The 23,522-nt window shown below is 72.9% G+C and carries 21 protein-coding genes; 12 read left to right on the forward strand and 9 right to left on the reverse strand.

Annotated features, from left to right (window positions below; genetic code table 11):
• The first annotated feature begins 15 nt into the window (after positions 1-15).
• Entirely contained in the window at positions 16-1,239 is a 1,224-nt protein-coding gene (locus HFP48_RS08605; protein WP_072634694.1) for an EAL domain-containing protein, read from the forward strand.
• Here HFP48_RS08605 and HFP48_RS08610 read toward each other — a convergent pair.
• Both HFP48_RS08610 and HFP48_RS08615 read right to left on the reverse strand, forming a co-directional pair.
• Positions 1,226-2,893: an FAD-binding oxidoreductase gene (locus HFP48_RS08610; protein WP_168579355.1), complete on the reverse strand. Its 1,668-nt coding sequence runs from the start codon at positions 2,891-2,893 to the stop codon at positions 1,226-1,228. The genes HFP48_RS08605 and HFP48_RS08610 overlap by 14 nt on opposite strands.
• Positions 2,894-2,918: 25 nt before the next feature.
• A complete protein-coding gene (locus HFP48_RS08615) occupies positions 2,919-4,574 on the reverse strand; it encodes an alkaline phosphatase D family protein (protein WP_168579356.1) in 1,656 nt (551 codons plus the stop codon).
• Between the two features lie 220 nt (positions 4,575-4,794).
• Between HFP48_RS08615 and HFP48_RS08620 the strand changes: the two genes are divergently transcribed.
• Positions 4,795-4,995, forward strand: coding sequence for a hypothetical protein (locus tag HFP48_RS08620; RefSeq protein WP_260502470.1), 201 nt, complete (start codon positions 4,795-4,797; stop codon positions 4,993-4,995).
• Between the two features lie 37 nt (positions 4,996-5,032).
• On the opposite strand, the gene HFP48_RS08625 is transcribed toward HFP48_RS08620, so the two are convergent.
• Both HFP48_RS08625 and HFP48_RS08630 read right to left on the reverse strand, forming a co-directional pair.
• Complete coding sequence (locus HFP48_RS08625) at positions 5,033-5,515, reverse strand: SRPBCC family protein (protein WP_006948019.1); 483 nt, start codon at positions 5,513-5,515, stop codon at positions 5,033-5,035.
• Positions 5,512-5,844, reverse strand: coding sequence for a metalloregulator ArsR/SmtB family transcription factor (locus HFP48_RS08630; RefSeq protein WP_043799194.1), 333 nt, complete (start codon positions 5,842-5,844; stop codon positions 5,512-5,514). Before HFP48_RS08630 ends, HFP48_RS08625 begins: the two co-directional genes overlap by 4 nt.
• Positions 5,845-5,910: 66 nt before the next feature.
• Here HFP48_RS08630 and HFP48_RS08635 point away from each other — a divergent pair, with 66 nt between their 5' ends.
• The 6 genes from HFP48_RS08635 to HFP48_RS08660 all read left to right on the forward strand — a co-directional run bounded on the left by HFP48_RS08635 (position 5,911) and on the right by HFP48_RS08660 (position 15,582).
• Positions 5,911-6,408 (forward strand): DUF2505 domain-containing protein, encoded by a 498-nt coding sequence (locus HFP48_RS08635; RefSeq protein WP_006948023.1) that lies wholly within the window; start codon positions 5,911-5,913, stop codon positions 6,406-6,408.
• 114 nt (positions 6,409-6,522) lie between these two features.
• On the forward strand, positions 6,523-9,819 hold the full coding sequence (gene recC, locus HFP48_RS08640; protein ID WP_168579357.1) for an exodeoxyribonuclease V subunit gamma: 3,297 nt from the start codon (positions 6,523-6,525) through the stop codon (positions 9,817-9,819).
• Positions 9,816-13,112: a UvrD-helicase domain-containing protein gene (locus HFP48_RS08645; RefSeq protein WP_210432815.1), complete on the forward strand. Its 3,297-nt coding sequence runs from the start codon at positions 9,816-9,818 to the stop codon at positions 13,110-13,112. Before recC ends, HFP48_RS08645 begins: the two co-directional genes overlap by 4 nt.
• On the forward strand, positions 13,109-14,992 hold the full coding sequence (gene recD, locus HFP48_RS08650) for an exodeoxyribonuclease V subunit alpha (RefSeq protein WP_168579359.1): 1,884 nt from the start codon (positions 13,109-13,111) through the stop codon (positions 14,990-14,992). The genes HFP48_RS08645 and recD overlap by 4 nt, the downstream gene beginning before the upstream one ends.
• Before the next feature lie 24 nt (positions 14,993-15,016).
• Entirely contained in the window at positions 15,017-15,220 is a 204-nt protein-coding gene (locus HFP48_RS08655) for a hypothetical protein (protein WP_006948033.1), read from the forward strand.
• Positions 15,217-15,582 (forward strand): type II toxin-antitoxin system death-on-curing family toxin, encoded by a 366-nt coding sequence (locus tag HFP48_RS08660; protein ID WP_043799206.1) that lies wholly within the window; start codon positions 15,217-15,219, stop codon positions 15,580-15,582. Before HFP48_RS08655 ends, HFP48_RS08660 begins: the two co-directional genes overlap by 4 nt.
• On the opposite strand, the gene HFP48_RS08665 is transcribed toward HFP48_RS08660, so the two are convergent.
• The 3 genes from HFP48_RS08665 to HFP48_RS08675 all read right to left on the reverse strand — a co-directional run bounded on the left by HFP48_RS08665 (position 15,527) and on the right by HFP48_RS08675 (position 19,325).
• Positions 15,527-16,744, reverse strand: a complete 1,218-nt coding sequence (locus HFP48_RS08665) for an FAD-dependent oxidoreductase (protein WP_161996189.1) — start codon at positions 16,742-16,744, stop codon at positions 15,527-15,529. The genes HFP48_RS08660 and HFP48_RS08665 overlap by 56 nt on opposite strands.
• A 114-nt stretch (positions 16,745-16,858) precedes the next feature.
• Positions 16,859-18,487 (reverse strand): LuxR family transcriptional regulator, encoded by a 1,629-nt coding sequence (locus tag HFP48_RS08670; protein WP_050034841.1) that lies wholly within the window; start codon positions 18,485-18,487, stop codon positions 16,859-16,861.
• Positions 18,488-18,575: 88 nt separating this feature from the next.
• On the reverse strand, positions 18,576-19,325 hold the full coding sequence (locus HFP48_RS08675) for an ABC transporter permease (protein WP_043799209.1): 750 nt from the start codon (positions 19,323-19,325) through the stop codon (positions 18,576-18,578).
• A 105-nt stretch (positions 19,326-19,430) separates the two neighbouring features.
• On the opposite strand from HFP48_RS08675, the gene HFP48_RS08680 reads away from it, so the two are divergent.
• Positions 19,431-20,030 carry an ATP-dependent Clp protease proteolytic subunit gene (locus tag HFP48_RS08680; RefSeq protein ID WP_196813355.1) on the forward strand — a complete coding sequence of 200 codons (600 nt, stop codon included), beginning with the start codon at positions 19,431-19,433 and terminating at the stop codon, positions 20,028-20,030.
• A gap of 2 nt (positions 20,031-20,032) precedes the next feature.
• Positions 20,033-20,626, forward strand: a complete 594-nt coding sequence (locus HFP48_RS08685; RefSeq protein ID WP_029542284.1) for an ATP-dependent Clp protease proteolytic subunit — start codon at positions 20,033-20,035, stop codon at positions 20,624-20,626.
• Between the two features lie 103 nt (positions 20,627-20,729).
• Here the strand turns inward: HFP48_RS08685 and HFP48_RS08690 are convergent, their stop codons facing one another.
• Together HFP48_RS08690 and HFP48_RS08695 are read right to left on the reverse strand one after the other, a co-directional pair.
• Entirely contained in the window at positions 20,730-21,545 is an 816-nt protein-coding gene (locus HFP48_RS08690; protein WP_006948042.1) for a mycofactocin-coupled SDR family oxidoreductase, read from the reverse strand.
• A 101-nt stretch (positions 21,546-21,646) separates the two neighbouring features.
• Entirely contained in the window at positions 21,647-22,015 is a 369-nt protein-coding gene (locus HFP48_RS08695) for a helix-turn-helix transcriptional regulator (protein ID WP_102799778.1), read from the reverse strand.
• Between the two features lie 176 nt (positions 22,016-22,191).
• Here HFP48_RS08695 and HFP48_RS08700 point away from each other — a divergent pair, with 176 nt between their 5' ends.
• Positions 22,192-22,851: a TetR/AcrR family transcriptional regulator gene (locus HFP48_RS08700; RefSeq protein ID WP_006948046.1), complete on the forward strand. Its 660-nt coding sequence runs from the start codon at positions 22,192-22,194 to the stop codon at positions 22,849-22,851.
• Positions 22,848-23,507, forward strand: a complete 660-nt coding sequence (locus HFP48_RS08705; protein WP_006948048.1) for an enoyl-CoA hydratase-related protein — start codon at positions 22,848-22,850, stop codon at positions 23,505-23,507. Before HFP48_RS08700 ends, HFP48_RS08705 begins: the two co-directional genes overlap by 4 nt.
• Positions 23,508-23,522 lie beyond the last annotated feature (15 nt).

Raw genomic sequence — 23,522 nt, forward strand, 5'->3', positions numbered from 1 at the left:
TGCGACGCTGGGGTCATGGTGTTCGTCCTCTCCGACCCCACCCGGCACGCGGATCCCGAGGCCGCGGGCCTGCAGGTGACGCCGTCCTACGCGCCGGTGCGCCGGCTGGACTCGGGCGCGCTCGCGGCGGTGGAGGTCCAGTTGCGCGGCCCCGCGGACGGGCCGCTCGCCACCGCGGAGGCCCTGCGGGTCGCGGCGCGGACCATGAGCGAGAAGCGGCACCTCGACCGGCTCAAGTGGTCGGTCGCGCAGTCGAGGCCGGTCCGGAACGTACCCGCGCTGGTGGCGATGGACCTCGAGTCGGTCGAGAGCCTCGACGTTCCCGATTCGGAGGGATTGCGGCGCGACGTCGTGGTGATCACGGAGGAGTCCCTGACGGCCAACCCGTCGCGGACGCTGCGCGCGGTGGCCGATGCCCGCCGCAGCGGCAAGGTCGTCGCGGTCGACGAGGTCGGGTCGCGTCCGCAGTCCCTGGCCCTGTTGCCGCTCGTCGAACCGGACGTGATCATCCTCGCGGCGCGGCTGCTGGCCCATCGTGCGGACACGGACACCGCCCGTACCGCGCACGCCGTGGCCGCCCAGGTCGAGCGGACGGGCGCGCTCGTGATCGCGGACGGCGTCGACTCGGAACTGTGCCGGCGACGGGCCCTGGGGCTCGGGGCCACGTACGGCCTCGGCGCGCTGTACCCCGCCGTCGACACCCCGGAACAACTCGACGAGGAGGGGATCGACCCCTTCCCGCCCGCACCCGTCCGCAGCGTCCGCCCGGAGGAGGCGCGCACCCCGTTCGCGATCGCCTCGGTGGGGCGCCGGCCCGTGCGCAGCCTCAAGCGCCTCCTGGTCGCGATGAGCACGAATCTCGAGAAGCAGGCCGGCGCCGCGGGCCCGGAGACCATCGTGCTCGGCACCTTCCAGTACGCCCGGCACTTCGGTGAGCGCACCCGCGCGCGGTGGCAGTACATGGCGGACCGGATCGCGTACGCCGGGGTGTACGGCGTGGGCCTCGGGCACTACGCGGAGGCGGGCATCCACCACGCGCCGCTCGACCCGGACGACCCGCTCGTCGAGGAGTGGAACGTCGTCGTCCTCGGCCCGCACTTCGCGTGCGTGCTGTCGGCCGTGGACCTGCATCGCGGCACCGCCGACCTCGACCGCGAGTTCGACTACGTCGTCTCGTACGACCGCGACACCGTGGTGCGCTGCGCCCGCTCGATCATGGACCGGTTCACGACGACGTAGGGCCGTCCGGCGCGGATGCCACCGGGCCGATCAGGACCCCCGGGTTCAGGATGCCCGCCGGGTCGAGAGCCGACTTGGCCGCCCGCAGGACCGCCGCGAACGGCTCGGGGCGTTGACGGTCGTACCAGGGCCGGTGATCCCGGCCGATCGCGTGGTGATGGGTGATCGTGCCGCCCGCAGCGAGGATCGCCTCCGACACGGCGGCCTTGATGTCGTCCCACTGGGCCACCGTGCTGCCCCACCGGCCCGCGGCGTAGATGCCGAAGTAGGGTGCGGGGCCGTCCGGGTACACGTGGCTGAACCGGCACGCGATCACCCCCGTCGCGCCCGCCCGGCGCATCGCGTCGTTCGCGGCGTCGTGCACCGCCGCCCGCAGAGAAGCGAATGTGTCCCACGTGCAGGCGGTTTCGAAGGTCTCGACGATCATCGACCGCGCGGCGAGGGCGTCGCGCAGGTACGGCATGCGCAGGAACGACGACCGCCACCTGCCCGCGGCGTCCGTGTCCCTCTCGTCGCCGGCCGAGCCGGTGCGCCGCGGCGCCTCCGGCGCGGTGCGCCGCGGCGCCTCCGGCAGGGTGCCGCCGTGCCCGCGGCACAGTTCGACGGCGCGGTCCATCCAGGCGTCCACGGGATGATCGGCCGACTCGAAGGCGAGCAGGAGGACACCGCCCCCCGACGGCGTGGCCGCGTTGACGAACGCCTCGACGGGGTCCAGCAACCGGCAGTTGGCGGGCCGGAGACCGGACTGGGCGACGGCGCGGGTCGCCGCCACCGCCGCTCCGTAGTCGGTGAAGTGCACCGACGCATCCGCCCGCCACCGGGGGCGCGGATGCAGCCGCATCCAGGCCTCGGTGACGACACCGAGGACCCCCTCCGAACCGAGGAACAGGCGATCCGGCGACGGTCCCGCTCCCGAGCCGGGCAGGCGACGCGACTCGCACGTGCCCGCCGGGGTGACGACCCGCATCGACTCCACCAGATCGTCGATGTGGGTGTATCCGGTCGCGAAGTGACCTCCCGAACGCGTGGCCAGCCAGCCTCCCAGCGTGGAGAACTCGAACGACTGCGGGAAGTGGCGCAGCGTCAGACCGGACGGGCGCAGTTCGTCTTCGAGCGCGGGACCCAGGGTGCCCGCCCTGATGCGGGCCGCCCGGCTCGTGCGGTCGATCTCCCGAACTCCTTCGAGGGCACCGAGATCCAGGCTCACCGCACCGGAGAAGTCGCCGTCGAGCCGCGGCTCGACACCGCCGACGACGGACGTGCCGCCGCCGAACGGAATCACGGCGACGTGCACCCGGGCACACCAGTCCAGGACGTCCACGATCTCGCCCTCGACGGTCGGCCGCACGACGAGGTCGGGCGGATGGCGCAGGTCGCCGAGCAGGTTCCGGACCACATCCCGGAACGCGCGCCCGTGGGTGTGGGCGGCCCGGTCCGTCGGGTCGGAGGAGCACAGCGCCGCAAGGGAATCCGGTGGAACGATCCGCGGGGGCGGCAGTCCGAGCGACGGCACGTCGGGCGGCGGGTGGTCCGTGAGGTCGGCGCCGGGCAGCAGGGCCGAGGCACGGTCGACCAGGTCCCGCAGCTCGGCGCCGCGCACCGCGTCCTCGACCGTGCCCCAGCCCCACCAGGAACGCGTGCCGGATCCCGTCACCGGACCCGCCTCGCGGTCCGCAGGGTCACGTGGTCTCGTCCGGCGTCGACAGCACGAGGTCGGCGGTGGTGGTGAAGCCGATGGGACCGTGCGGGACCCGGCCGGCCCGTTCCAGCACCAGATGCGCGGCACGGCCGGCCAGGCGCAGCGTCGCGATCTGATTGCCGAAGAACGGTCCCGTCGCCTTGGTCCACTCGATCGGCACCGGCGGCACCTCCGACACGCGCCCGAGCGCGAAGCGCACGGTCCGTTCCATCGCCCGGCTCCAGGAGATGCGGAACACCGCCCGGACCGCGGCGGGCACGTAGTTGTGCAGCGGCGAGCAGGTCAGCTGGTACACGCGGGTCGGCATCGGATCCGGGAACCGCGCCTGCGCGACGTAGGCGTGGTGCACGTCGCCCGAGAGCACGCAGATCGTCGCGGGGGGACGGCCGGACGGTCCGGTGCAACGGCCCCGGCCGATGTCGGCGAAGAGCCGGGCGAGCCGGTCGAACGAGTCGCGGAACGCCGCCCAGTGCTCGAGATCCGCGCCGCGACGGACGGTCTCCGCCCAGCGGGCGACCCGATTCCCGCGCACCCCGGCGGCGAGCCGCTCGTCCCAGGATTCGAGGTCGTGCAGCGCCCGCGGCAGCAGCCACGGCAGCGACGTCCCGACGAGCAGGTGGTCGTAGTCGCCCTGGGTCTGCCGCTCGATCCAGGAGAACTCCGGGTCCGAGACCATCTCCCGCCGGCCGCCGGACAGGACCCGCCCGCACCGCGAGTCGATCACGAGCAGTCGCACCCTCCCGAGGTCGCGCCGGTAGGACCACTGGGCGCCCTTCGCGCCGTCGGCCTCCTCGTCCGCGGCCGACGCGAACTCGCGCAGCAGCGGCTCGGCGTCCCCGTCTGCCTTCCGGACGCGCTGGTACAGCGCGTTCTCCGCCAGTTGGACGGGGTCGAGGTTGCCGAGGTGCTGGTACACCCAGTACGACGCCAGCCCGCCGACGATGCGTTCCTCCCACCACGAGGTGGCCTCGACCTCGTCGCGCCAGGACTGCGAGGTGTTCCAGTCGTCGTGCACGTCGTGGTCGTCGAAGATCATCGACGTGGGGACGGTGGACAGCAGCCACCGCACGTGCGGATCGGACCACGACTCGGCGTAGAGCCAGGTGTACTCCTCGTAGTTGCGGACCTGCGGGCCGGGAGGCTCGTCGAGGTCGTGGTGTTCGCGGACCCGCGCGAGGGTCTGTTCGGACAGTTCGTCGGCGTAGACCTGGTCGCCGAGGAGCAGCAGCGCGTCGGGCCACCGGTCCGGGGTCCGGGTCATCATGCGCTGCGCGTATGCGTCGAGGGCGTCGGCGCCGAGCTTGTCGTCGTTCTCGGTGGCGGACGTGGTGGCGAACCGGCACGAACCGAAGGCCAGTTCGAGCGGCCCGTCGTCGCTGAGGGTGCGGACGACGGACGCGGGGAAGTCGGGGTGCGGCCAGACCGGATCGCCGTCGAGGCGGACCTCGTACGGAGTGGTCGAGCCGGGCTCGAGGTCCTCGATCACCACCAGTGCGTAGTGGTGGCCGGCCACGGTCCAGGTGCGCTCCCGGTGGCCGAGAATCTCGACGGTGCACGGGTCCGACGTCTCCACCCACACGGTGGCGTCGCTGCGACCGACGTGCCGAAGGACCGGGCCCAGGATGAGCTCTGCCATGGCGCCACCTACCTCGGGGTTCGGATCGGCGATACAGCCATGCGCACGAGCCTACTGGTCCGCGGGGTCTCCGCGGCCCGGCTCGGCCGATTCGTCGGCGGGGGTGGTGCCGGGCGCCGATGCGGAGGATCGTGAGGGGGGCCGGGCGACCGGCGGCCAGGTGCACCGCGAGGGGATCGGAGCGAAACCGTTGAGTACCGAGCACAGGCCCGAGGATCCGCTGGAGAACATCGACGAGGACACGAAGCGCCGCGCGAAGGAACAGGCGGAGGAGATGCAGCGCCGGTACGAGCCGGGGGCCCGGCCGACGGTGACCCTGCCCGGGACCGGGGGGACGGTGTCGGGCACGGCGTTCGCCGACCTCGTCGACACGGGGTCCGACGAGGTCGACGAGGAGGGCGACACCGCCTCCGGTCGCTGAGCCCCGCACCGCGGGGAGGCGCTGAGCCCGACGGCGGTCACATCCGGGCGAGCAGCGCGTCCAGCGCGTCGTAGCTCTGGCCGAGACCCTCGGCCATGCCGGAGTTCAGCATGCCGTCGCGTTCCTCGGGCGTGTGGAACTGCGAGACGGTGACCACGCGGGTGCGGCCGTCGCCGAGGTCCTCGAACGTCGCGGTGTCGATGGCGACGTATGCCGGCATCCCGTCCCATTCGAAGGACTGCACAATGCGGTCCTTGGGCGCGATCTCCCGGAATCGCCCTTCGAACCCGTGGGTTTCGCCGTCGCTGTGCTCGACGAACCGCCAGTGTCCACCCCGTTCGAACTCGTAGCGTTCGACGTCGAGCCGGTTGCCCCGGCCCCACCACTGGGCGAGCAGTTCGGGCTCGGTGTAGGCGGCCCACACGCGGTCGCGGTCGGCGTCGAAGACGCGCTCGACCCGGATCTCGCGCTCGCTGGGCGTCGTAACGGCAAGCGGAGCAGAGGGATTCGTGGTGGTCATGACGTTCCTTTCGTTCGGTCGAGAAACTCCGCGAGGCGGTCCATGCGGCCCTCGATCATCTGCTGGTGGTTGCGGATCCAGTCCGCCTCCCGCTCGAGCGGGTTGGTGCCGAGCCGGCAGTAGCGCACCCGGCCCTTCTTCTCGGTGACGACGAGACCTGCCTCCTCGAGTAGCCGGACGTGTTTGGTGATCCCGGTCGGCGTCATCCGGTACCGGGCGGCCAGGTCGCTGATCGAGGCCGGTCCGGCACGCAGGTCCTGGAGGATCCCGCGCCGGGTGGGGTCCGACAACGCCGCGAACGTGGCATCGAGACTCGAATACTGAACCATTAGGTTCAGTGTTGCATCGGGGCGGAGCCCTGTCAACGGTCCGGGCGGGCCGATAATGTGCAGCTCATGCCGAAGTCCTTCGCCTTCACCACCGAGCTGGACCACCACGTCCGGGACGTGCACGCGGCCCTGATCGACGAGCGGTACTGGCTCGACCGGGTGGCGGACCGGGCGAGCGCCACCGCGGTGGTCGAGGAACCGCACGGTCCGGGCACCCTGCGCGTGACCGTCACGGACCGGTCCGAACCCTCGGAGCTGCCGTCGATCGTGCGCGGGATGCTGCGCGGCCCGCTGGTCATCGAGCGCACGGACGAATGGGGTCCGCTGATGGGCGAGGCCGCCGAGGGGCGGATGTCCGGAGGCGCCACCGGCCTGCCCGTCGCCCTCGAGGGACGCTCGCGGCTGCGGGTGAGCGAGACCGGCGGCACGTTCATCGACGTACAAGGGCAGGTCGTGGTCCGGGTCCCGCTCCTCGGGGGCCGGATCGAGTCGATGGTGCACGGGATGGTCCTGCAGATCGTCGAGAACGATCGGATCGCGATCGCGGCGTGGCTGTCGCGCTGACCTGCCGCGACCGCCCGCGCCGCGCCTGCTGCACCGCCGCGGCGGCGAGCCCTGTCACCGCGGTGTGATAAGCCGGTGGAGGACCGGAACACACCGAGCGACGAGGGGACCTGCGTGCTGACGCTGCACCGCGCCGAGCGCGCCGACACCCTGGCGGCCGCCCTCGCCGACCTGCTCGCCGTGCCCCTCGCCGACCCGTTCGCCCGCGAGCTCGTCGCCGTCCCCGCCAAGGGGGTCGAGCGGTGGCTGACCCAGCGGCTGTCGACGGTGCTCGGGGGCACCTGCGGCGACGGCGTCGCCGCCAACATCGACCACCCGTCGCCGGCACGGTTGGTGGACGAGGCACTGGCCGCCGCCACCGGCCGGGCGGCGGAGGACGACCCGTGGCATCCCGACCGGATGCTGTGGACGCTGCTCGACGTCGTCGACGACTGCCTCGACGAATCGTGGTGCACCGTCCTCGCCCGGCATCTCGGCCGCGACGGCGTCGATCACCGCGCCGGCCGTCGCTACGCCACCGCCGCCCACCTGGCCGGCCTGTTCCGCAGCTACTCCACGCAGCGCCCGGAGATGCTCGTCGACTGGGCCGCCGGACGCGACACGGACGGCACCGGCCACGGCCTCGCCGACCACCTCGGGTGGCAGGCACGGCTGTGGCGGCGGCTGCGCGAGCGCATCGGCGACGACAGTCCCGCCGAGCGGCTCACCGCCGCCTGCGCGCGGTTGCGCGCCGAGCCCGCGCTCGTGGACTGGCCGTCGCGGCTGTCGCTGTTCGGACCCACCCGGCTCACCGTCGCCCAGTGCGCCGTGCTGTCCGCGATCGCCGCGAACCGCGATGTGCACCTGTGGATTCCGCACCCCAGCCCGGCCATGTGGGAGGGGCAGGCGGCCGCGGAGCCGGTGCGCCGGCGCGCCGACGACCGCAGCGCCCTCGCGGTGCAGCACCCCCTCCTGGCGAGCCTGGCCCGTGACGTGCGCGAACTGCGCGCGCACCTGGCCGGCCCCGGAGTCGCCGACGTGCACCACACCGGCCGGCCCGGCCCCGACACCCTCCTCGGCCGGCTGCAGGACGACCTCCGCGCCGACCGGCCCCCGGCCCGCTCCGCGGTCGCCGACGGCACGATCCGCATCCACGCCTGTCACGGCCCGGCCCGGCAGGTCGAGGTGCTGCGCGAGTGCCTGCTGCACCTGTTCGCGGACGATCCGGGTCTCGAACCGCGCGACGTGGTCGTCATGTGCCCGGACGTGGAGACCTACGCGCCGCTCGTGCAGGCCGCCTTCGGTCAGGGCGCCCTCGCCCAGCGCGACGCTTCCGGACACCCCGGGCACCGGTTGCGGGTGCGTCTGGCCGATCGGGGCCTGCGCCGCACCAACCCGGTGCTGGCGGTCGTGTCGACGCTCGTGGACCTCGCCGACGCGCGGGTGACCGCCAGCGAGGTCCTCGACCTCGCCGCCGCCGCGCCGGTGCGCCGGCGGTTCGGCCTCGTCGACGACGACCTCGAACGGCTGCAGGAGTGGACCGCCGCCGCCGGCGCCCGATGGGGCATCGGCAAGGGGCAGCGAAACGCCTTCGGGCTCGGGGACTTCCCGCAGAACACCTTCGGCACGGCACTGGACCGGATCCTGCTCGGTGCGGCCGCCGACGAGTCGCAGAGCGAGTGGCTCGGGCTCACCCTCCCGCTCGACGACGTCGAGAGCAACGACATCGACCTGACCGGACGGTTCGCCGAGTACATCGACCGGCTGACGGTGGCGCTCCACGGCCTGCGCGGTCCGCAACCGGCCGCGCAGTGGGCCGCCGCCCTCGCCCGCGCACTGGACCTGCTGACCGACGTCGAGCCCGCCGACGCCTGGCAGCTCGCCCAGGCGCACCGCGAACTCGCGGCCGCCGTCGAGCACGCCGGGCCGGCGCCGCTGCGGCTCGCCGACGTGCGGGCCATGCTGGCGGCCCGGCTCGCGGGGCGGCCGACGCGCGCGAACTTTCGCACCGGTGAACTGACCGTGTGCACGATGGTGCCGATGCGGTCGGTGCCGCACCGGGTCGTGGTCCTGCTCGGCCTCGACGACGAGGTCTTCCCCCGCACCGCGCACATCGACGGTGACGACGTGCTGGCTTTGAACCCCTGTCTGGGAGAACGTGATCCGCGCAGCGAGGACCGGCAGTTGCTGCTCGACGCCGTCATGTCGGCGGGGGAGACGCTGCTGCTGTTCTACACCGGTGCGGACCCGGTCACCGGCGCCCGCCGGCCCCCGGCGATCCCGCTCAGCGAGCTGCGCGACGTGGTCGAGACGATGGTCGGACCCGAGGGCATGGCCGAGGTCGTCACCCGGCATCCGCTGCAGCCGTTCGATCCGCGCAACTTCCGGCCCGGCCGCCCGCTGAGCTTCGACCGGGCCGCACTCGCCGGGGCGCGCGCCGCGCAGCATCCGGCGAGGCACCGGCCCGGGCTGCTGCACCGTCCGCTCGCGCCCGTCGCGCGCACCGACGTCGACCTCGCCGACCTCGTCGCGTTCGTCACCCACCCCACCCAGGCGTTCCTGCGGCAGCGGCTCGGGGTGCGGGTGCCCGACCGGGACGAGGACATCGCGGACGCCCTCGACATCGGGCTCGACCCGCTCGCCCGGTGGGACCTCGGCGACCGCATGCTCGAGGCGCTGCTCGCCGGCACGGACCCCGCGGACTTCCGGGCCGCCGAATGGCGGCGCGGGACACTGCCGCCGTACCGGCTCGGCGAACTCGCGCTCGACGACGTCGCCGGCACCGTGGACGCCCTGGTGGCGGTGTGCCGGCCGATCTACACGGGACCGGCCGACACCGTCGACGTGAACGTCGACCTCGGCGACGGCCGGCGGCTGACCGGCACGGTCGGCGGGGTCCACGGCACCGTCGTCGCCCGCAGCACCTTCTCCCGGCTGGCGCCGAAGCACCGCCTCACCGCCTGGGTGCACCTGCTCGCCGTCGCCGCGTCGGATCGGCCGGGGCAGTGGCAGGCGATCACCACCGGCCGCGGCCGGTTCCGCAGCAGCCCGGCCTGGCGGTCCACGATCAACGCCCCCGCCGACGCGCTCGAGCAGCTCGCCCGGCTCGTGGACCTGCGCGACCGCGGGCTGCACGAGCCGCTGCCGACGGCCACCGCCGCCGCCGCGGAGTACGCCGAGCGGCGACACCGCGGCGACTCCGTCGAGATGGGCGTCGACGCCGCCGCCCAGGAGTTCGGCTCCACCTACGGCGAACGCACCGACCGGCACATCGCCTACCTGTACGGCTCCGGCGTGACGCTGCGGGACCTGACCGCCGTCGCCGCCCGCGACGACGAGCAGGCGTGGCACGGCGAGCCCACCCGGTTCGGCGCCCTCGCGCGGCGCCTGTGGGAGCCGTTGCTGTCCAACGAGATCCAGGGGCGTCCGTGACCCGAACCGTATCGAAGTTCGACCTGCTCGGGGCGCTCCCGACGGGCACCACCGTGCTCGAGGCCAGCGCGGGAACCGGCAAGACCTACGCCATCGTCGGCCTGGCCACCCGGTTCGTCGCCGAGGGGGCGGCGGAGCTGTCGCAGCTGCTGCTGGTGACGTTCAGCCGCGCCGCGACGCAGGAACTGCGCGAACGCACCCGGGACCGGTTCGCCGGCGTCGCGCGGGCGCTGGCCGACCCGGAGGCCGCGCGGCACCACCCCGACGAGCTGATCCGGCACCTCGCCGGCGGCGACGTGGCCACGCACCGGCGCCGGCTGCTGCGGGCCCTGTCCGACTTCGACGCCGCCACCATCGCCACCACGCACGGGTTCTGCCAGCGCATGCTCGACGAGCTCGGTACCGCCGGCGAGCGGGACACCGACGCGGTGCTCGTCGAGGACGTCGACGACCTGACCATCGAGGTCATCGCGGACCTGTACCTGCGCCGGTACGGGCGGGCGGACAGGGCACCGATCTCGCATGCCGAGGCCGCGGAGGCCGCGCGCGCCGCGGTCTTCGACCCCCAGGCCGCCCTCGCCCCCGAGGGCGCCGACGGCACGCCCGCCGGGGAACGCGTCGAGTTCGCCCGGGCCGTGCGGGCCGAGGTCGACCGGCGCAAGCGCCTCGCGGGCCTGCGGGACTACGACGACCAGCTCGCGCTGCTGCACGCGGTGCTGACCGACCCGGAGCACGGCGAGGCCGCGTGCCGCCGCATCGGCTCCCGCTTCCGCGTCGTGCTCGTCGACGAGTTCCAGGACACCGACCCGCTGCAGTGGGAGATCCTGCGCAGCGCGTTCCACCGCCGCACGACCCTCGTCCTCGTCGGCGACCCGAAGCAGGCCATCTACGCGTTCCGCGGCGCCGAGGTGCTGAGCTACCTCGGCGCGATGGAGTTCGCCGACGGCCACCAGGAACTCGTCTGCAACTGGCGCAGCGACGGGAACCTGCTCGCCGCCCTCGACCATCTGTACGGCGGTGCGGCCCTGGGTGATCCGCGGATCGTCGCGCACCCGGTGGAGGCGGCGCAGCCGGCGTCCCGGATCGCCGGGGCAGCGCCGCTGCGGCTGCGGCACCTGCCGCGGACCGGGGCCGGCCCGTGCGGCGCCTCCGGTTTCCCGAAGGCCCAGGCGCTGCAGGAACGGGTGGCACGCGACGTCGCGGCCGACGTCGCGGCCCTGCTCGGTGGCGACGTCACCGTCGACCTCGGGGCCGGCCGCCGGCCCGTCGAACCCGGCGACGTCGCGGTCCTGGTGCGCACCAATGCGCAGGTCGCCCTCGTCCACGGGGCGCTCACCGGTGCCGGGATCCCGGCCGTGCTGGCCGGCGGGACGAGTGTCTTCGCGACCCCGGCCGCGCGGGAATGGCTGCGGGTGCTGCAGGCGCTCGAACAGCCGCACCGCCCCGACCGGGTGCGGTTGGCCGCTCTGACCTCGCTGATGGGCCGCACCGCCGAGGACGTCGATACCCGGGGCGACGAACTCGTCGCCGCGATCGGCACCCTGCTGCGCGAACTGGACGTCGTGTTCGAGCGGTCCGGCTTCGCCGCGCTCTTCGAGCGCCTCGCCGCGTTCTGCGACCTCGAACCGCGGCTGCTGGGATGGCCGGGCGGCGAGCGGGAACTGACCGATCTGCGGCACCTCGCGCAACTGCTCGACGAGACCGCGTCGGCCGAGGCGCTGGGTGTCACGGCGCTGACCCGCTGGCTGACGGAACGGATCGCCGAGGCGGGCACGGCCCGTGCCGACCGCAGCCGCCGCCTCGACAGCGACGCCGCCGCGGTGCAGGTGCTCACCGTCCACGCCAGCAAGGGCCTCGAATTCCCCGTCGTGTACGTGCCGTTCGCGTGGGAGTCGGGCGTCCGGTCGAAACCCGACCGGCTCCTGCTCCACGACGACGACGGCCGCCGCGTCCTCGACGTCGGCGGCGAGGGCAGCGCGGGCTACGGCGAGCGCCGCCGGCGCCACGACGAGGAGGTGGCCGGCGAGGAACTGCGCCTGCTCTACGTCGCGCTGACCCGCGCCCGCTGTCACCTGGTGCTGTGGTGGGCTCCGGGGTACAGCACCTCCGGTGCCCCGCTGCACCGCATGCTCTTCGGCCGCGTGCCGGGCACGTCCGAGATCGCCCACAAGGCGCGCGTGCCCGAGGACCCGATCGTGGCGCAGCAGCTGACCGGGTGGGCCGGCCGGGCCGCAGGCACGGTGTCCGTCGAGGCCGTCGGATCGGCGCCGATCCCCGCCGTCACGTGGGTGCGGCCGCACGAGACCGTCGTGGAACTCGAGGCCGCCCGCTTCGACCGCGAGCTCGACGACGCCTGGCGGCGCACCTCCTATACCGCCCTCACCGCCGCCGCCCACGAGGGGCCCGGCGCGGGCGCCGAGGCCGAACAGCCCGCGAAGACCGACGAACCCGAGGAACCCCCGCTGCTGCCGGCCGACGCGGCGGACGACGGCATCGCGTCCCCGATGAACCCCCTGCCCGGCGGGGCCGTGTTCGGCACCCTCGTGCACGCGGTGCTCGAGGTCGTCGACACCGCGGCCGCCGACCTCGGGGCGGAACTGCTGCGCTGTTGCCGCGACATCGTCGCCGAACAATTCTCCGACGTCGACCCCGAGGAGCTGGCCGAGGCCCTGCTGCCGGTCCTGCGCACCCCGCTCGCCGGGGGCGCGGGCACGCTCGCCGACATCGCTCCCGCCGACCGGCTCGCCGAACTCGACTTCGAGCTGCCCCTCGCCGGGGGTGACGACCCCGTCGCCACCACCGTCACCCTCGACGGTGTCGCCCGGCTGCTGCGTGCTCACCTGCCCGCCGGCGACCCGTTCGCGTCCTACGCCGATCTCGTGGGCATCCTCGAGCCGACCCCGCTGCGCGGCTACCTCACCGGCAGCATCGATTCGGTCCTGCGGATCCACGGCACCGAGCCGCGATTCGTGATCGTCGACTACAAGACGAACCGGCTCGGGCCGGAGGAGCTCACCACCGCCCACTACACCCGGGACCGGATGGCCGAGGAGATGCTGCGCGCCCACTACCCGATGCAGGCGCTGCTGTATGCCGTTGCCCTGCACCGGTATCTGCGGTGGCGGCTGCCCGGGTACGACCCGGCCGTGCACCTCGGCGGCGTGCAGTACCTGTTCGTGCGCGGCATGGTCGGCCCGGACACCCCCGCGGGCTGCGGCGTGTTCGACTGGGCGCCGCCGCCCGCCCTCGTCGCCGAACTGTCCGACCTGCTGGCAGGCAAGGAGGTCCCGTGACGAACGCCCAGGTGGCCCAGCGTGGCAAGGGGGCCCTGCGGGTCTTCAACGAGGCCGGGGTGCTCGCGGCCGCCGACGTGCACGTCGCGCTGCGGCTGGCCCAGCTGTCCGGGGAGACCGCCGAGGACGTGCACCTCGCGACCGCGTTGGCCGTGCGCGCCGTGCGTGCCGGTTCGGTGTGCCTGGACCTGACCCGGTTGCGGGAGGTCACCGTCGACGAGGCCGCAGAGGTGGATCTCGCGGCGCTGCCGTGGCCGGACGACGACGCCGTCGTCGCCGGGTTGCGCCGCAGTCCGCTCGTCGTCGGCGGCGACCGCGGCCCGCTGCGCCCGCTGCGCCTGGTGGACACCGCCGACGGCCCGCTGCTGTATCTCGAGCGCTACTTCCGTCAGGAAGAGACGGTCCGGCAGATCCTCGACGCCCGCGGGCTCGGTCATCCCGTCGTCGACGAGCAGACGCTCGAGCGGGGGCTGCAGGAGCTGTTCCGGGACCAGCACGACCCCGGCCGCCCGGCCGCCGCACCGGATCGGCAGCGCATCGCCGCGGCGCTGGCCGCCACCGGGTGGACCACGGTCATCGCCGGCGGGCCGGGCACCGGCAAGACCCACACCGTCGCCCGGATCCTGGCGCTCCTGACCACGCTGCACGGCCCCGCCCTGCGCATCGGATTGGCCGCGCCCACCGGCAAGGCCGCGGCCCGGCTGCAGGAATCCGTCCGCGAGCAGGCCGAGCCGCTGGGCCTGCGCGCCGACCTGTCCGCGATGACCCTGCACCGCATGCTCGGCTGGCAGCGCGGCCGCACCCGGTATCGCTACCACGCCGGCAACCATCTGCCCTACGACGTCGTGGTCGTCGACGAGACGTCGATGGTGTCGCTGACCATGATGTGCCGGCTGCTCGAGGCCGTCCGCTCCGGCACCCGCCTGATCCTGGTGGGCGACCCCGACCAGCTGACCTCCGTCGACGCCGGCGCCGTCCTGGCCGACCTCGTGGCCCGTCCCGTCACCGCCGCGGGAAACCCCGTTCTCGGCCGCGTCGTGGGACCCGACCTCGACGCCGGCGACGACCCCGCCGAGGCGGCGCTCTCGCCGGGGGAACGGAACCGGCTGCGCGGCGGCGTGATCCGGCTCAGCCGCGGCCGGCGGTTCGGTGGCGACATCGCACACCTGGCCGTCGCCGTGCGGGAGGGCGACGCCGACGCGGTGATGCGGATTCTCGGGGGCGGTGGCACCGAGGTGTCCTTCCACGCCCCGAACGACCTGGAGGCCCTGCGGCACGACGTCGTCACCACCGCCGCGACCGTCACCGCCGCCGCCGTCGCGGGCGACGCCGGGACTGCGCTCGAGCAGTTCGAGACGCACCGCCTGCTGTGCGCGCACCGCGAGGGACCGTACGGGGTGCAGTGGTGGGCGCGGCGGGCGATGGAGTGGATCGCCACCGACACCGGCCGGCGGCTCGACGCCGAGCGCTGGTACCCGGGTCAGCCGCTGCTCGTCACCGCCAACGACCACGAGACCCGCATCTACAACGGCGACACCGGCGTCGTGGTCGTCGACGCCGCCGGCGAACCCGTCGCGGCGTTCGCGCGCGGCAGGGAGCCGTTCCGGCTCCACCCGAGCCAGCTGTCGGCCGTGCAGACCGTGTACGCGATGACCATCCACCGCAGCCAGGGCAGCCAGTACGGCACGGTCTCGGTGATCCTGCCCCCGCCCGAATCCTCGCTGCTGACCCGCGAATTGCTGTACACCGCGATCACCCGGGCGCGCGGTCACGTGCGCCTGATCGGCACCGAGGAAGCCGTCCGCGCCGGGGTCGAGCGGCGGGTGCTGCGAGCCAGCGGCCTGCGCCGGCAGCTGCCGGGCCCTCGGGCCGTCCGGTGATACCAAAGTGGTAGCATCGGACTCATGGCCATGACACTCCGGTTGACCGAAGAGCAGGAGCGAGCACTTGCGCTGTTGGCGGAGGCCGACGGTGTGAGTAAGCACGAGGCGACGGTGCGTGCCATCACGGAGGCGGCGGCGCGGCGCGTGCGGGACACGCGGGTGCAGGCGTTGTCCCGTGACGGCCGGGAGCGATACGCTGCGCTGCTCGACCGATTGGCTCAGTGAACGTCGAGTACCTGGAACTCGAGGATCTGCTCGCGCTTGCGGCGGATCTGGGAGTGCCGCACATTCGCGATCTCGGTCTCCTGGATTCGGCTGCGCACCGACCTCGCTCCTCGCTTTTCGGGCGTGATGCCTATCCGTCGATCCACGAGAAGGCCGCGGTGCTGCTCGAATCGATCGCGCGGAACCATCCTCTGGTCGACGGCAACACGCGGCTCTCGTGGATGGCGGTGTTCGTCTTCTACGGCCTCAACGGGCTCGATCTCGACGCGCCGGATGACGACGCGTACGACCTGGTGATCGCCGTCTCTACCGGGACGATCGACTACCGGGCAGCAGCCGAGACACTCGCCGGCTGGACGTAGCGTAGGTCCCCGACGAGCCGTATGAACGGCCGTGCGCCGGAGCGCCGAATCGGGTCGGAACCCCAGCGGGGACGGGCGCGCGGTGCTCGACCAGGTGCCGGACGACGTGCCCGGCGTCCGCGCCGGCCCCGCCCACGAGCATCGAGCGGAACGACGACTGGAAGCACAGCCCGGTGAAGTACAGGCCGGGGATGTCGGTCACCACCCCGTGCTCCTCGAGCGGCCAGCCGTCCGGGCCGAGCACCGGCAGGTCGATCCAGTCGTAAACCTGGCGGAAACCGGTGCACCACAACACGTTCGTCACGTCGAGGACGCGCCCGCCGGCGAGGACCGGACGGCCGTCGACGACCCCGGTGACCCGTTCGGTGATCCGTTCGACGCCGAGCTCGGCGAGATCCTCCCGCTTGACCCGCAACAGCGGTGCGCCGTGCCGGCGTTCGTGTTCACGCACCTTCCGGCCGAGCGGGGTGCGGACGGAGAGCACGTGGCCCCACACGAACCACAGGACCGGGAAGAGCACCCGCATCCGGCGGCTCTCGATCCGCACCGGGAGCTGCCCGGTGTCGCGGCCGCACAGGATCGTCGGATGGGACGTCGCCACCTCGTAGGCGAGGTCGCCGCCGGAGTGGGAGGCGCCCACCACGAGCACCGGGCCGTCGATCAGCTGCGTCGGATTACGGTATTCGCTCGAGTGCAGCTGCACGATCCGCGGGTCCAGCTCCGCCGCGAATTCCGGGATGCTCGGGGTGCGGCCGAACGTGCCGGTCGCGACGACGACGTTGCCGGCCTCGATCCGCATCTCGCCGCAGTCGAGGAGGAAGCGGTCGCCGTCGCGTGAGAGCCGACGCACCCGGGTGCCGCCCGCGACGGGGAGATCGAACCGCGCGGCGTATGCCTCGAGATAGTTTGCGACGTCGTCCTTCGTCGGAAACCGGTGCGGATCGCCGGGGAACGGCATGCCGGGCAGGCCGTCGTATCCGGCGGGGCTGTACAGGCGCAGCGAATCCCAGTGGCTGCGCCAGTTGTCGCCGATCCGCCGGTTCGCGTCGACGATCAGGAAAGAGCGGCCGCGCCGGGCGAGGTGGTAGCCGGCGGACAGACCCGCCTGGCCCGCGCCGATCACGACGGTGTCGATCAGTCGGGGTGCACTGTCGGTGGTCATGGGGAACTCCTGGCTCGAGGGGTCTGGACGGACGACGTTAGGCGCCGCCGGCATCGGCCGCGTCGGGCGAACTATGTAGCCGGCCGAGAACCCGGATGGGTCATTCTGTGCAGCTCAGAGCAGGTGGTGCTCGTACGCGTATGCCGTCGCGGCCGCCCGGGAGGACACGTCGAGCTTGGTGAAGATGTTGCTCAGGTGCCGTGCCACGGTCTTCTCGCTCAACACGAGTTCACGGGCCACGGCCCGGTTGGTCTTCCCGGTGGCGACGGCCCGCAGCACTTCGACCTCGCGCGGGGTCAGCCGGCCCCGCGCGGCCGGCCGCGTCGGCACTCGCGCGAGGTCCCGCAGGTCCGGCTCGGCGTGCAGGTCCCGGAACGTCGCCGCCGCGGCCTCGTACTCGAGCCGTGCCGACTCGGCATCGCCGAGCGCGTCACAGCAGCGGCCCTGCAGCACCCGCACCCGCGCGCACTCGTAGGGCGCCTCGAACCCGCGCCAGAGCCCGCACGAGCGGCGCAGCCGGTCGAGGGCGGCGCGCGGTGCGCCCTCGGCGAGCAGGACGGCCCCGGTGACCTGCTCGGCGATCGCATTCAACGCCGGAGCGTCCTGTTCGCGGGCCAGCGCCGCGAGTTCGTCGGCGCTGCGGCGCGCGGCCGCGACGTCGCCGACGGCGAGCGCGACCTCCACGTGGCCCGCCAGCAGCCGCGGACGATAGAGGGGAAGCGATTCGCCGAGCGCCCGCCGGATCCCGGCGAGCGCCGCGTCGGGGTCGCCCTGACGCAGACGCAACAGCGCCATGCCCGGTTGGATCTCGCGGCCCAGCCGGCCCGCGCGGCGGTAGGCGTCCTCGGCCTCGTCGAACTCGCCGCGCAGCCGGTGCAGTTCACCCTGTTCGTACAGGGCCATGCCGACGGCCGGTTGCCCCGGTGGGTCCGACAGCCGACGGAACGCGAGCCGGGCCAGGTCCATGGCCTCCGTCCAGGCGCCCTCCAGTTGCAGGATCTCCGCGCGGTGTACGAGGCACTGTCCACGGAACGGGACGAGGCCGGGCTGGGCGTCGCACCAGCGGCCGAGTGCCCGCGTCCATTCCCTGGCCCGCTGCAGCTGGAACGTGTCCTGGCAGGCCTCGATCACCGCGCAGTACACCAGGCCGGCCACGACCGGCGAGACCTCTTCGAGGGTCACGCCGACCATCACCTCGTCCAGCGTGCCGAGACCGCCGGTGACGTCGCCGAGCAGGATGCGGCACTGCCCGATGCCGAGGGTGCTCAGCGCGACGAGGTCGGCGTCGCCGCAGGACCGGCCGATTTCCTGGGCGGCGGTGAACGCGGGCAGGGCGTCGGCCGGGCGGTTCGCATGCATGTCCTGCACCGCCGCCGGCAGCAGCAGGAAGCCGCGCGTCGCGCAGTCCGGGCGTCCGGGCTCGCTCAGGTGCTGGGCCCGGGCGAGCCAGCCGCCGGCGCGCGCCACCTCACCACGGTTCATCAGCAGGAAGCAGAGCCAGAAGGCACTGCGTCCGGCCCGCTCGGGGTCGTCGGCGTCGAGATGGGCCGAGAACGCACGTTCGTACAGCGTCGCGCAGTCGTCGTCCCGGCCGACCAGATACGCCGACCGTGCGAACAGGTCGAGGTCGTCGGCGGTGAGGGGCTCGTGCGCGTCGGCGGCGCGGAACGCGTCGAACGCCCGCGTCCAGTCCCGCGCGTGGAACGCTGCCCGCGCGTGGTCGAGCACCGTCGACGGGCCCATCCTCGCTCCCTGCGGCGACCGAACGTGCACCGAGTGGTTGCCTGCGATCCTACGCCCCCCGGCCACCCGGTCCGGGGCGCTGCGGAGATCAGTCCGGCAGGCCGGGCCGGGTACGGACCGGTGCCAGACCGGAGACGAGGACGACGGCGGTGATCGTTCCGGCGGCCATGATCGCGGCGAGCACCACGATCTGGAAGCGTCCGGCCTCGAGCGGGGACACACCCCCGAAGATCGCGCCGACGAAGGCGCCCGGCAGCGTCACCAGCCCGGTGGTCTTGGTCTGGTCCGTCGACGGGATCAGCGCCGAGTGGACGGCCAGGCGCGTGAGCTCGCGGGTGGACTGCCGCGGCGTCGCACCGAGCGCGAGCCAGCCCTCGACGGTGTCCCAGTTGTCCCCGGTCAGTTCCGTGAAGCGCCGCCCGGCGAGGGTCGCGATCGTCATGGCGTTGCCGACGACGATGCCGCCGATGGCCAGCACGTACCGCGGGGAGAACTCGATGGCGCCGGTGACGAAGACGATCGTGAGCGTCACGGCGATCCCGAGCGCCATCGCACCGGATACGAGGGCCACGTGTCCCGGGCTCCAGCCGATCCGGCGCGATGCGGTGAGAGCCGCCACGGTGAACATGACGAGCAGGGCGGCGCCCACCCAGATCGGATTCGTGATCACCCCGGACAGCACCACGCTGATCAGGGCCAGTTGCACGGCGCCCCGCAGCACCGCGATCGCCGGCGCGAACTGATGCGGGGCGCGGTAGCCCCACAGCACCGCGGTCGTCGTCCCGACGAGCAGTGCCACCCCGACGGCGGTGGGCACCAACTCCAGGGACCAGGTCACCTCCGGAGCGTATCCGCCGGTCGCGCCCCTGCAACATCACCTGTGTCTGCCGTCGGCAGACGAAGCGCCCCGGCGCGCGGAACCGGCGCCAGGATGACGGTCATGATCACCACACCACCGCTGAACTACCGCGACCAACTCGCCGACCGGCTCTTCCAGCACCGCACGGTGCTGCTGACCGGGGAGGTGAACGACGACACGGCCGAACGGGTCTGCTCCGAACTCGTCCTGCTCGCCACGGCCGACACCGAACGCGACGTGGTCGTCTACATCAACTCGCCGGGCGGATCGGTCCTCGCCGGGCTCGCGATCTACGACACCATGAAGCTGATTCCGAACGACGTGGTCACCGTGGCTCTCGGGTTCGCCGCGAGCATGGGGCAGGTGCTGCTCGCCGCCGGCACGCACGGCAAGCGGATCGCCTTGGCGCACAGTCGCATCATGATGCATCAGCCGTCGGCGGGGATCGGCGGCACCGCGATCGACATCGCCATCCAGGCCGACAACTGGGAATACATGAAGCGCCAGTCCGAGGAGATCCTGGCGGCCGAGACCGGGCGCCCGGTGGAGCAGATCGCCGCCGACAGCGACCGGGACCGGTGGTTCACGCCCGAGCAGGCCCGCGAGTACGGCATCGTCGACGCAGTGGTCGACTCGTTCGGTCAGCTCGCCCCGTTCGCGGCCGGTCGCCGGATGGGGTTGTGATCATGTCCCAGTACACGATTCCGCACGTGATCGAGCGGACGCCGGCGGGGGAGCGGTCCTTCGACGTGTTCAGCAGGCTGCTGAACGAGCGAATCATCTTTCTGGGCACGGAGATCGACGACGGCGTCGCGAACGTCGTGATGGCCCAGCTGCTGCACCTCGAAGCCGAGTCGCCCGATCGGGAGATCGGCCTCTACATCAATTCGCCCGGTGGGTCGAGCACCGCGATGATGGCCGTGTACGACACGATGCGGTTCCTGCGGCCGCCCGTCGCCACGTACTGCATGGGTCAGGCCGCGTCCGCGGCGGCGGTGCTGCTCGCGGCCGGAGCACCGGGCCGGCGCTTCGTGCTCGCCCACTCGCGGGTGCTGCTGCACCAGCCGTCGACGCAGGGGCAGGGCACGATCTCGGACCTGTCGCTCCAGGCCGCAGAGGTGTTGCGGATCCGCGCGCAGACCGAGGAGATCCTTGCCGAGCACACCGGTCAGGACCCGGCGCGCCTGCGCAAGGACACCGATCGGGACCGCGTCTTCACCGCGCAGGAGGCCATCGACTACGGGCTCGCCGACGAGCTGATCGTCGACCGCGAGCCGTAGTGGCCGGGCCGCAGGGTGCACTCCCCCCTTCGGGTGGCCGAATGTGACATGCGTTCGCTCGGATCGAAGCGGTGTGACATTCGGCCACGTTGGGTGGGGGCGCTCAGCGGATCAGGTTCCCCAGGTCGACCGGGATCTGCGCGCCGGTGATGTACTTCGCCTCGTCCGAGCACACCCACGCGACGACGGCCGCGACGTCCTCGGGCTGCAGGATCTCGTACGGCAGGGAGTTCATGTAGATCGGGCCGAGAGTGGTCGCGTACTTCGCGATCAGCGGGTGCAGGTCGCTGACCTTCATGCCGGTCTCCACCCCGGCCGGGTGGACGGTGTTGACCCGGATCCGATGCTCGCCGAGTTCGTTCGCCATCGTCTTCGCCAGTCCGGTGATGCCGTGCTTCGTCGCGACGTAGTGGCCGGTGAACGGGGTGCCCTTGAGACCCGAGACGGAACTGGTGAAGACGACCGCGCCGCCCTCGCCCTGCTCGATCAGGTAGGGCACGGCGGCCTTCGCGGTGTGGAACACTCCGGTGAGGTTGACGTCCACCGTTTCGCGCCACTGCTCGAGGGTGATCTCCCACGACAGCGCGCCCGAGCAGATGCCGGCGTTGGCGACGACCACGTCGAGCCGGCCGAGCCGGTCCACGCCGTCGGCGAGTGCCCGCGAGAGCGCGTCGAAGTCCCGCACGTCCGCGGTCGTGGCGACGATGCGACGCCCGGTCGTCTCGACCAGCCGCACGGTCTCCGCGAGATCCTCCTCCGTGGCGCCCGGGTAGGCGGTCGAGGCGAAATCGATGCACGCGTCGATCGCGATGATGTCGGCGCCCTCCCGGGCGAACTGCACCGCCTCGGCGCGGCCCTGGCCGCGGGCTGCGCCGGTGACGAAGGCGACCTTGTTCTCGAAACGGCCGGCGGCATCCATGCTCGTCTCCTCGGCAGTGGGGGGATCGTCGGGTCGGACGCGGATTCTCCAGCCCCGAAGCGACGGGCGATACCACGGGTTCCGCTCAGCGGGACCGGGGCTCAGGCGGCGCACAGCTCCACGCGCGGGTCGCGCACCCGCTCGACCTGCGCGTTCACTCGCGCGGCGGTCAACCGCCGGATCCCGCGCGAGAGCAGGTGCTCGACGGGCAGGTGCAGCGCGCCGCACACCGAGCGCAGCACCTCCGACGACGGCTCCTTGCGGCCGCGCTCGATCTCGGACAGGTACTGCTTGGACATGCCGACCGCGGCCGCGACGTCGGCGAGGCTGCGGTCCTGATCCCGGCGTTCGTCGCGCAGGATCTCCCCGTAGACCTCGCGCAGCAGGCGCTCGGGCCGCGGCCCCCGGGCACGGTGCTGTCGGCGCCGGGCGTCGAGATCCGCGACGGCGGGCCGGTCCGCTGCTGACATGCCCCGAAGTCTCGCACGACGCCGGCGCCGGGGCCGGGGTATTCACCGACAGCGAAACGGGGGGCCTCCGTCCGCGACGCGACGCGGCACGGCCGGCCGCGGTTCGGCAGCGCAGCCGATCGCCACCCCGCGGTTACCGCCTAGTAATAGAGCGCATGTTCTGTTATGGTCCCGCTGTGCCCCGCCCCCGCATCCATGACCTCGACGAGGTTCTCGACACCACCGAAAGTCTGGTGGTGGAGGGTGGCGCGAGTGCGGTGACGCTGCGTGCGGTCGCCGCGGCCACGGGGATGTCGAACGGCGCTCTGTATCACGCGTTCGGCTCACGAGGCGGGCTGGTCGGCCGGGCCTGGTTGCGCGCGGCCCACCGCTTCCTCGACCTGCAACACGCGGCGGTCGACGAGGTTCTCGGCTCCGCCTCGGCGCCGGGCTGGGCCGTCGGGGTCGACGCCGTCGTCGCAGCTGCCGATACCCCGGCGGCGTTCGCCGCACGCTTCCCCGAGTCCTCGCGTCTTCTGCTCACCGTCCGGCGCGACGAGTTGCTCGGGTCCGACCTGCCGGAGGATGTCGCCGCAGAGTTGAGCCGGCTCGATTCGGTTCTGGTCGCGCTGCTCGTTCGCCTGACTCGGACATTGTGGGGCCGCGGCGACGCGCGTGCGGTCGCGGTCGTCGAGGACTGCGTCGTCGGTCTGCCCACAGGGCTGTTGCTCCGGCGTCGGCGTGTCCCCGACACCGCCTTGCGGCAACGCCTCGAGGCCGCGGTCCGTGCGGTTCTCGCCCTCGATCCTCCGCCGGCGCCGCCCCGGCGCGGCGGCCACACGAAAGGTTCTCGATGACTGCCACTCTGACCTACCGGGACAAGATCGCCGTCCTCGACCTCGGCGACGACGAGAACCGGTTCTCCCCGGACTGGCTCGACACCGTCGACCGCCTCCTCGACGAAGCGCAGCAGAACGCGCACGCGCTCGTCACCACGGCGACGGGGAAGTTCTACTCCAACGGCCTGGACCTGGAATGGTTGACGGCGCACGGTGATCGGGCGCAGTGGTACGTCGGCCGGGTGCAGGCGCTGTTCAGCCGCATCCTCACCTTCCCGTTGCCGACAGTCGCCGCGGTGGTCGGGCACGCGTTCGGGGCGGGCGCCATGCTCGGCATCGCGCACGACTACCGGGTGATGCGCGCCGACCGGGGCTACTACTGCTTCCCCGAGGTCGACATCCACATCCCGTTCACGCCGGGCATGGCCGCCCTGATCCAGGCCAAGCTGACCCCGCAGACTGCAGTCACCGCGATGACCACCGGGCACCGTTACGGCGGCCTCGAGGCCGAGGCTGCCGGCCTGGTCGACCGCACAGCCGGCGAGGGTACCGTCCTGGATGCCGCCGTCGAGCTCGTCACCCCGCTCGTGGGGAAAGACCCCGGCACCCTCGGTGTCATCAAGTCCACCATGTTCGCCACCGTGGTCGAGTCGCTCGCCCAGGGGCGGGCATGACCGGCCACGAGCGAC

This window comes from Rhodococcus sp. DMU1 (assembly GCF_012272955.1).
GTDB lineage: Bacteria > Actinomycetota > Actinomycetes > Mycobacteriales > Mycobacteriaceae > Rhodococcus > Rhodococcus aetherivorans.

Excerpts from the sequence above, each read along its gene's own strand:
- HFP48_RS08605 (WP_072634694.1), top strand. The coding sequence starts at position 16 with ATGGTGTTCGTCCTCTCCGACCCCACCCGGCACGCGGATCCCGAGGCC.
- HFP48_RS08615 (WP_168579356.1), bottom strand. The coding sequence starts at position 4,574 with ATGGCAGAGCTCATCCTGGGCCCGGTCCTTCGGCACGTCGGTCGCAGC.
- HFP48_RS08625 (WP_006948019.1), bottom strand. The coding sequence starts at position 5,515 with ATGACCACCACGAATCCCTCTGCTCCGCTTGCCGTTACGACGCCCAGC.
- HFP48_RS08630 (WP_043799194.1), bottom strand. The coding sequence starts at position 5,844 with ATGGTTCAGTATTCGAGTCTCGATGCCACGTTCGCGGCGTTGTCGGAC.
- HFP48_RS08635 (WP_006948023.1), top strand. The coding sequence starts at position 5,911 with ATGCCGAAGTCCTTCGCCTTCACCACCGAGCTGGACCACCACGTCCGG.
- HFP48_RS08655 (WP_006948033.1), top strand. The coding sequence starts at position 15,017 with ATGGCCATGACACTCCGGTTGACCGAAGAGCAGGAGCGAGCACTTGCG.
- HFP48_RS08665 (WP_161996189.1), bottom strand. The coding sequence starts at position 16,744 with ATGACCACCGACAGTGCACCCCGACTGATCGACACCGTCGTGATCGGC.
- HFP48_RS08670 (WP_050034841.1), bottom strand. The coding sequence starts at position 18,487 with ATGGGCCCGTCGACGGTGCTCGACCACGCGCGGGCAGCGTTCCACGCG.
- HFP48_RS08685 (WP_029542284.1), top strand. The coding sequence starts at position 20,033 with ATGTCCCAGTACACGATTCCGCACGTGATCGAGCGGACGCCGGCGGGG.
- HFP48_RS08690 (WP_006948042.1), bottom strand. The coding sequence starts at position 21,545 with ATGGATGCCGCCGGCCGTTTCGAGAACAAGGTCGCCTTCGTCACCGGC.
- HFP48_RS08695 (WP_102799778.1), bottom strand. The coding sequence starts at position 22,015 with ATGTCAGCAGCGGACCGGCCCGCCGTCGCGGATCTCGACGCCCGGCGC.
- HFP48_RS08705 (WP_006948048.1), top strand. The coding sequence starts at position 22,848 with ATGACTGCCACTCTGACCTACCGGGACAAGATCGCCGTCCTCGACCTC.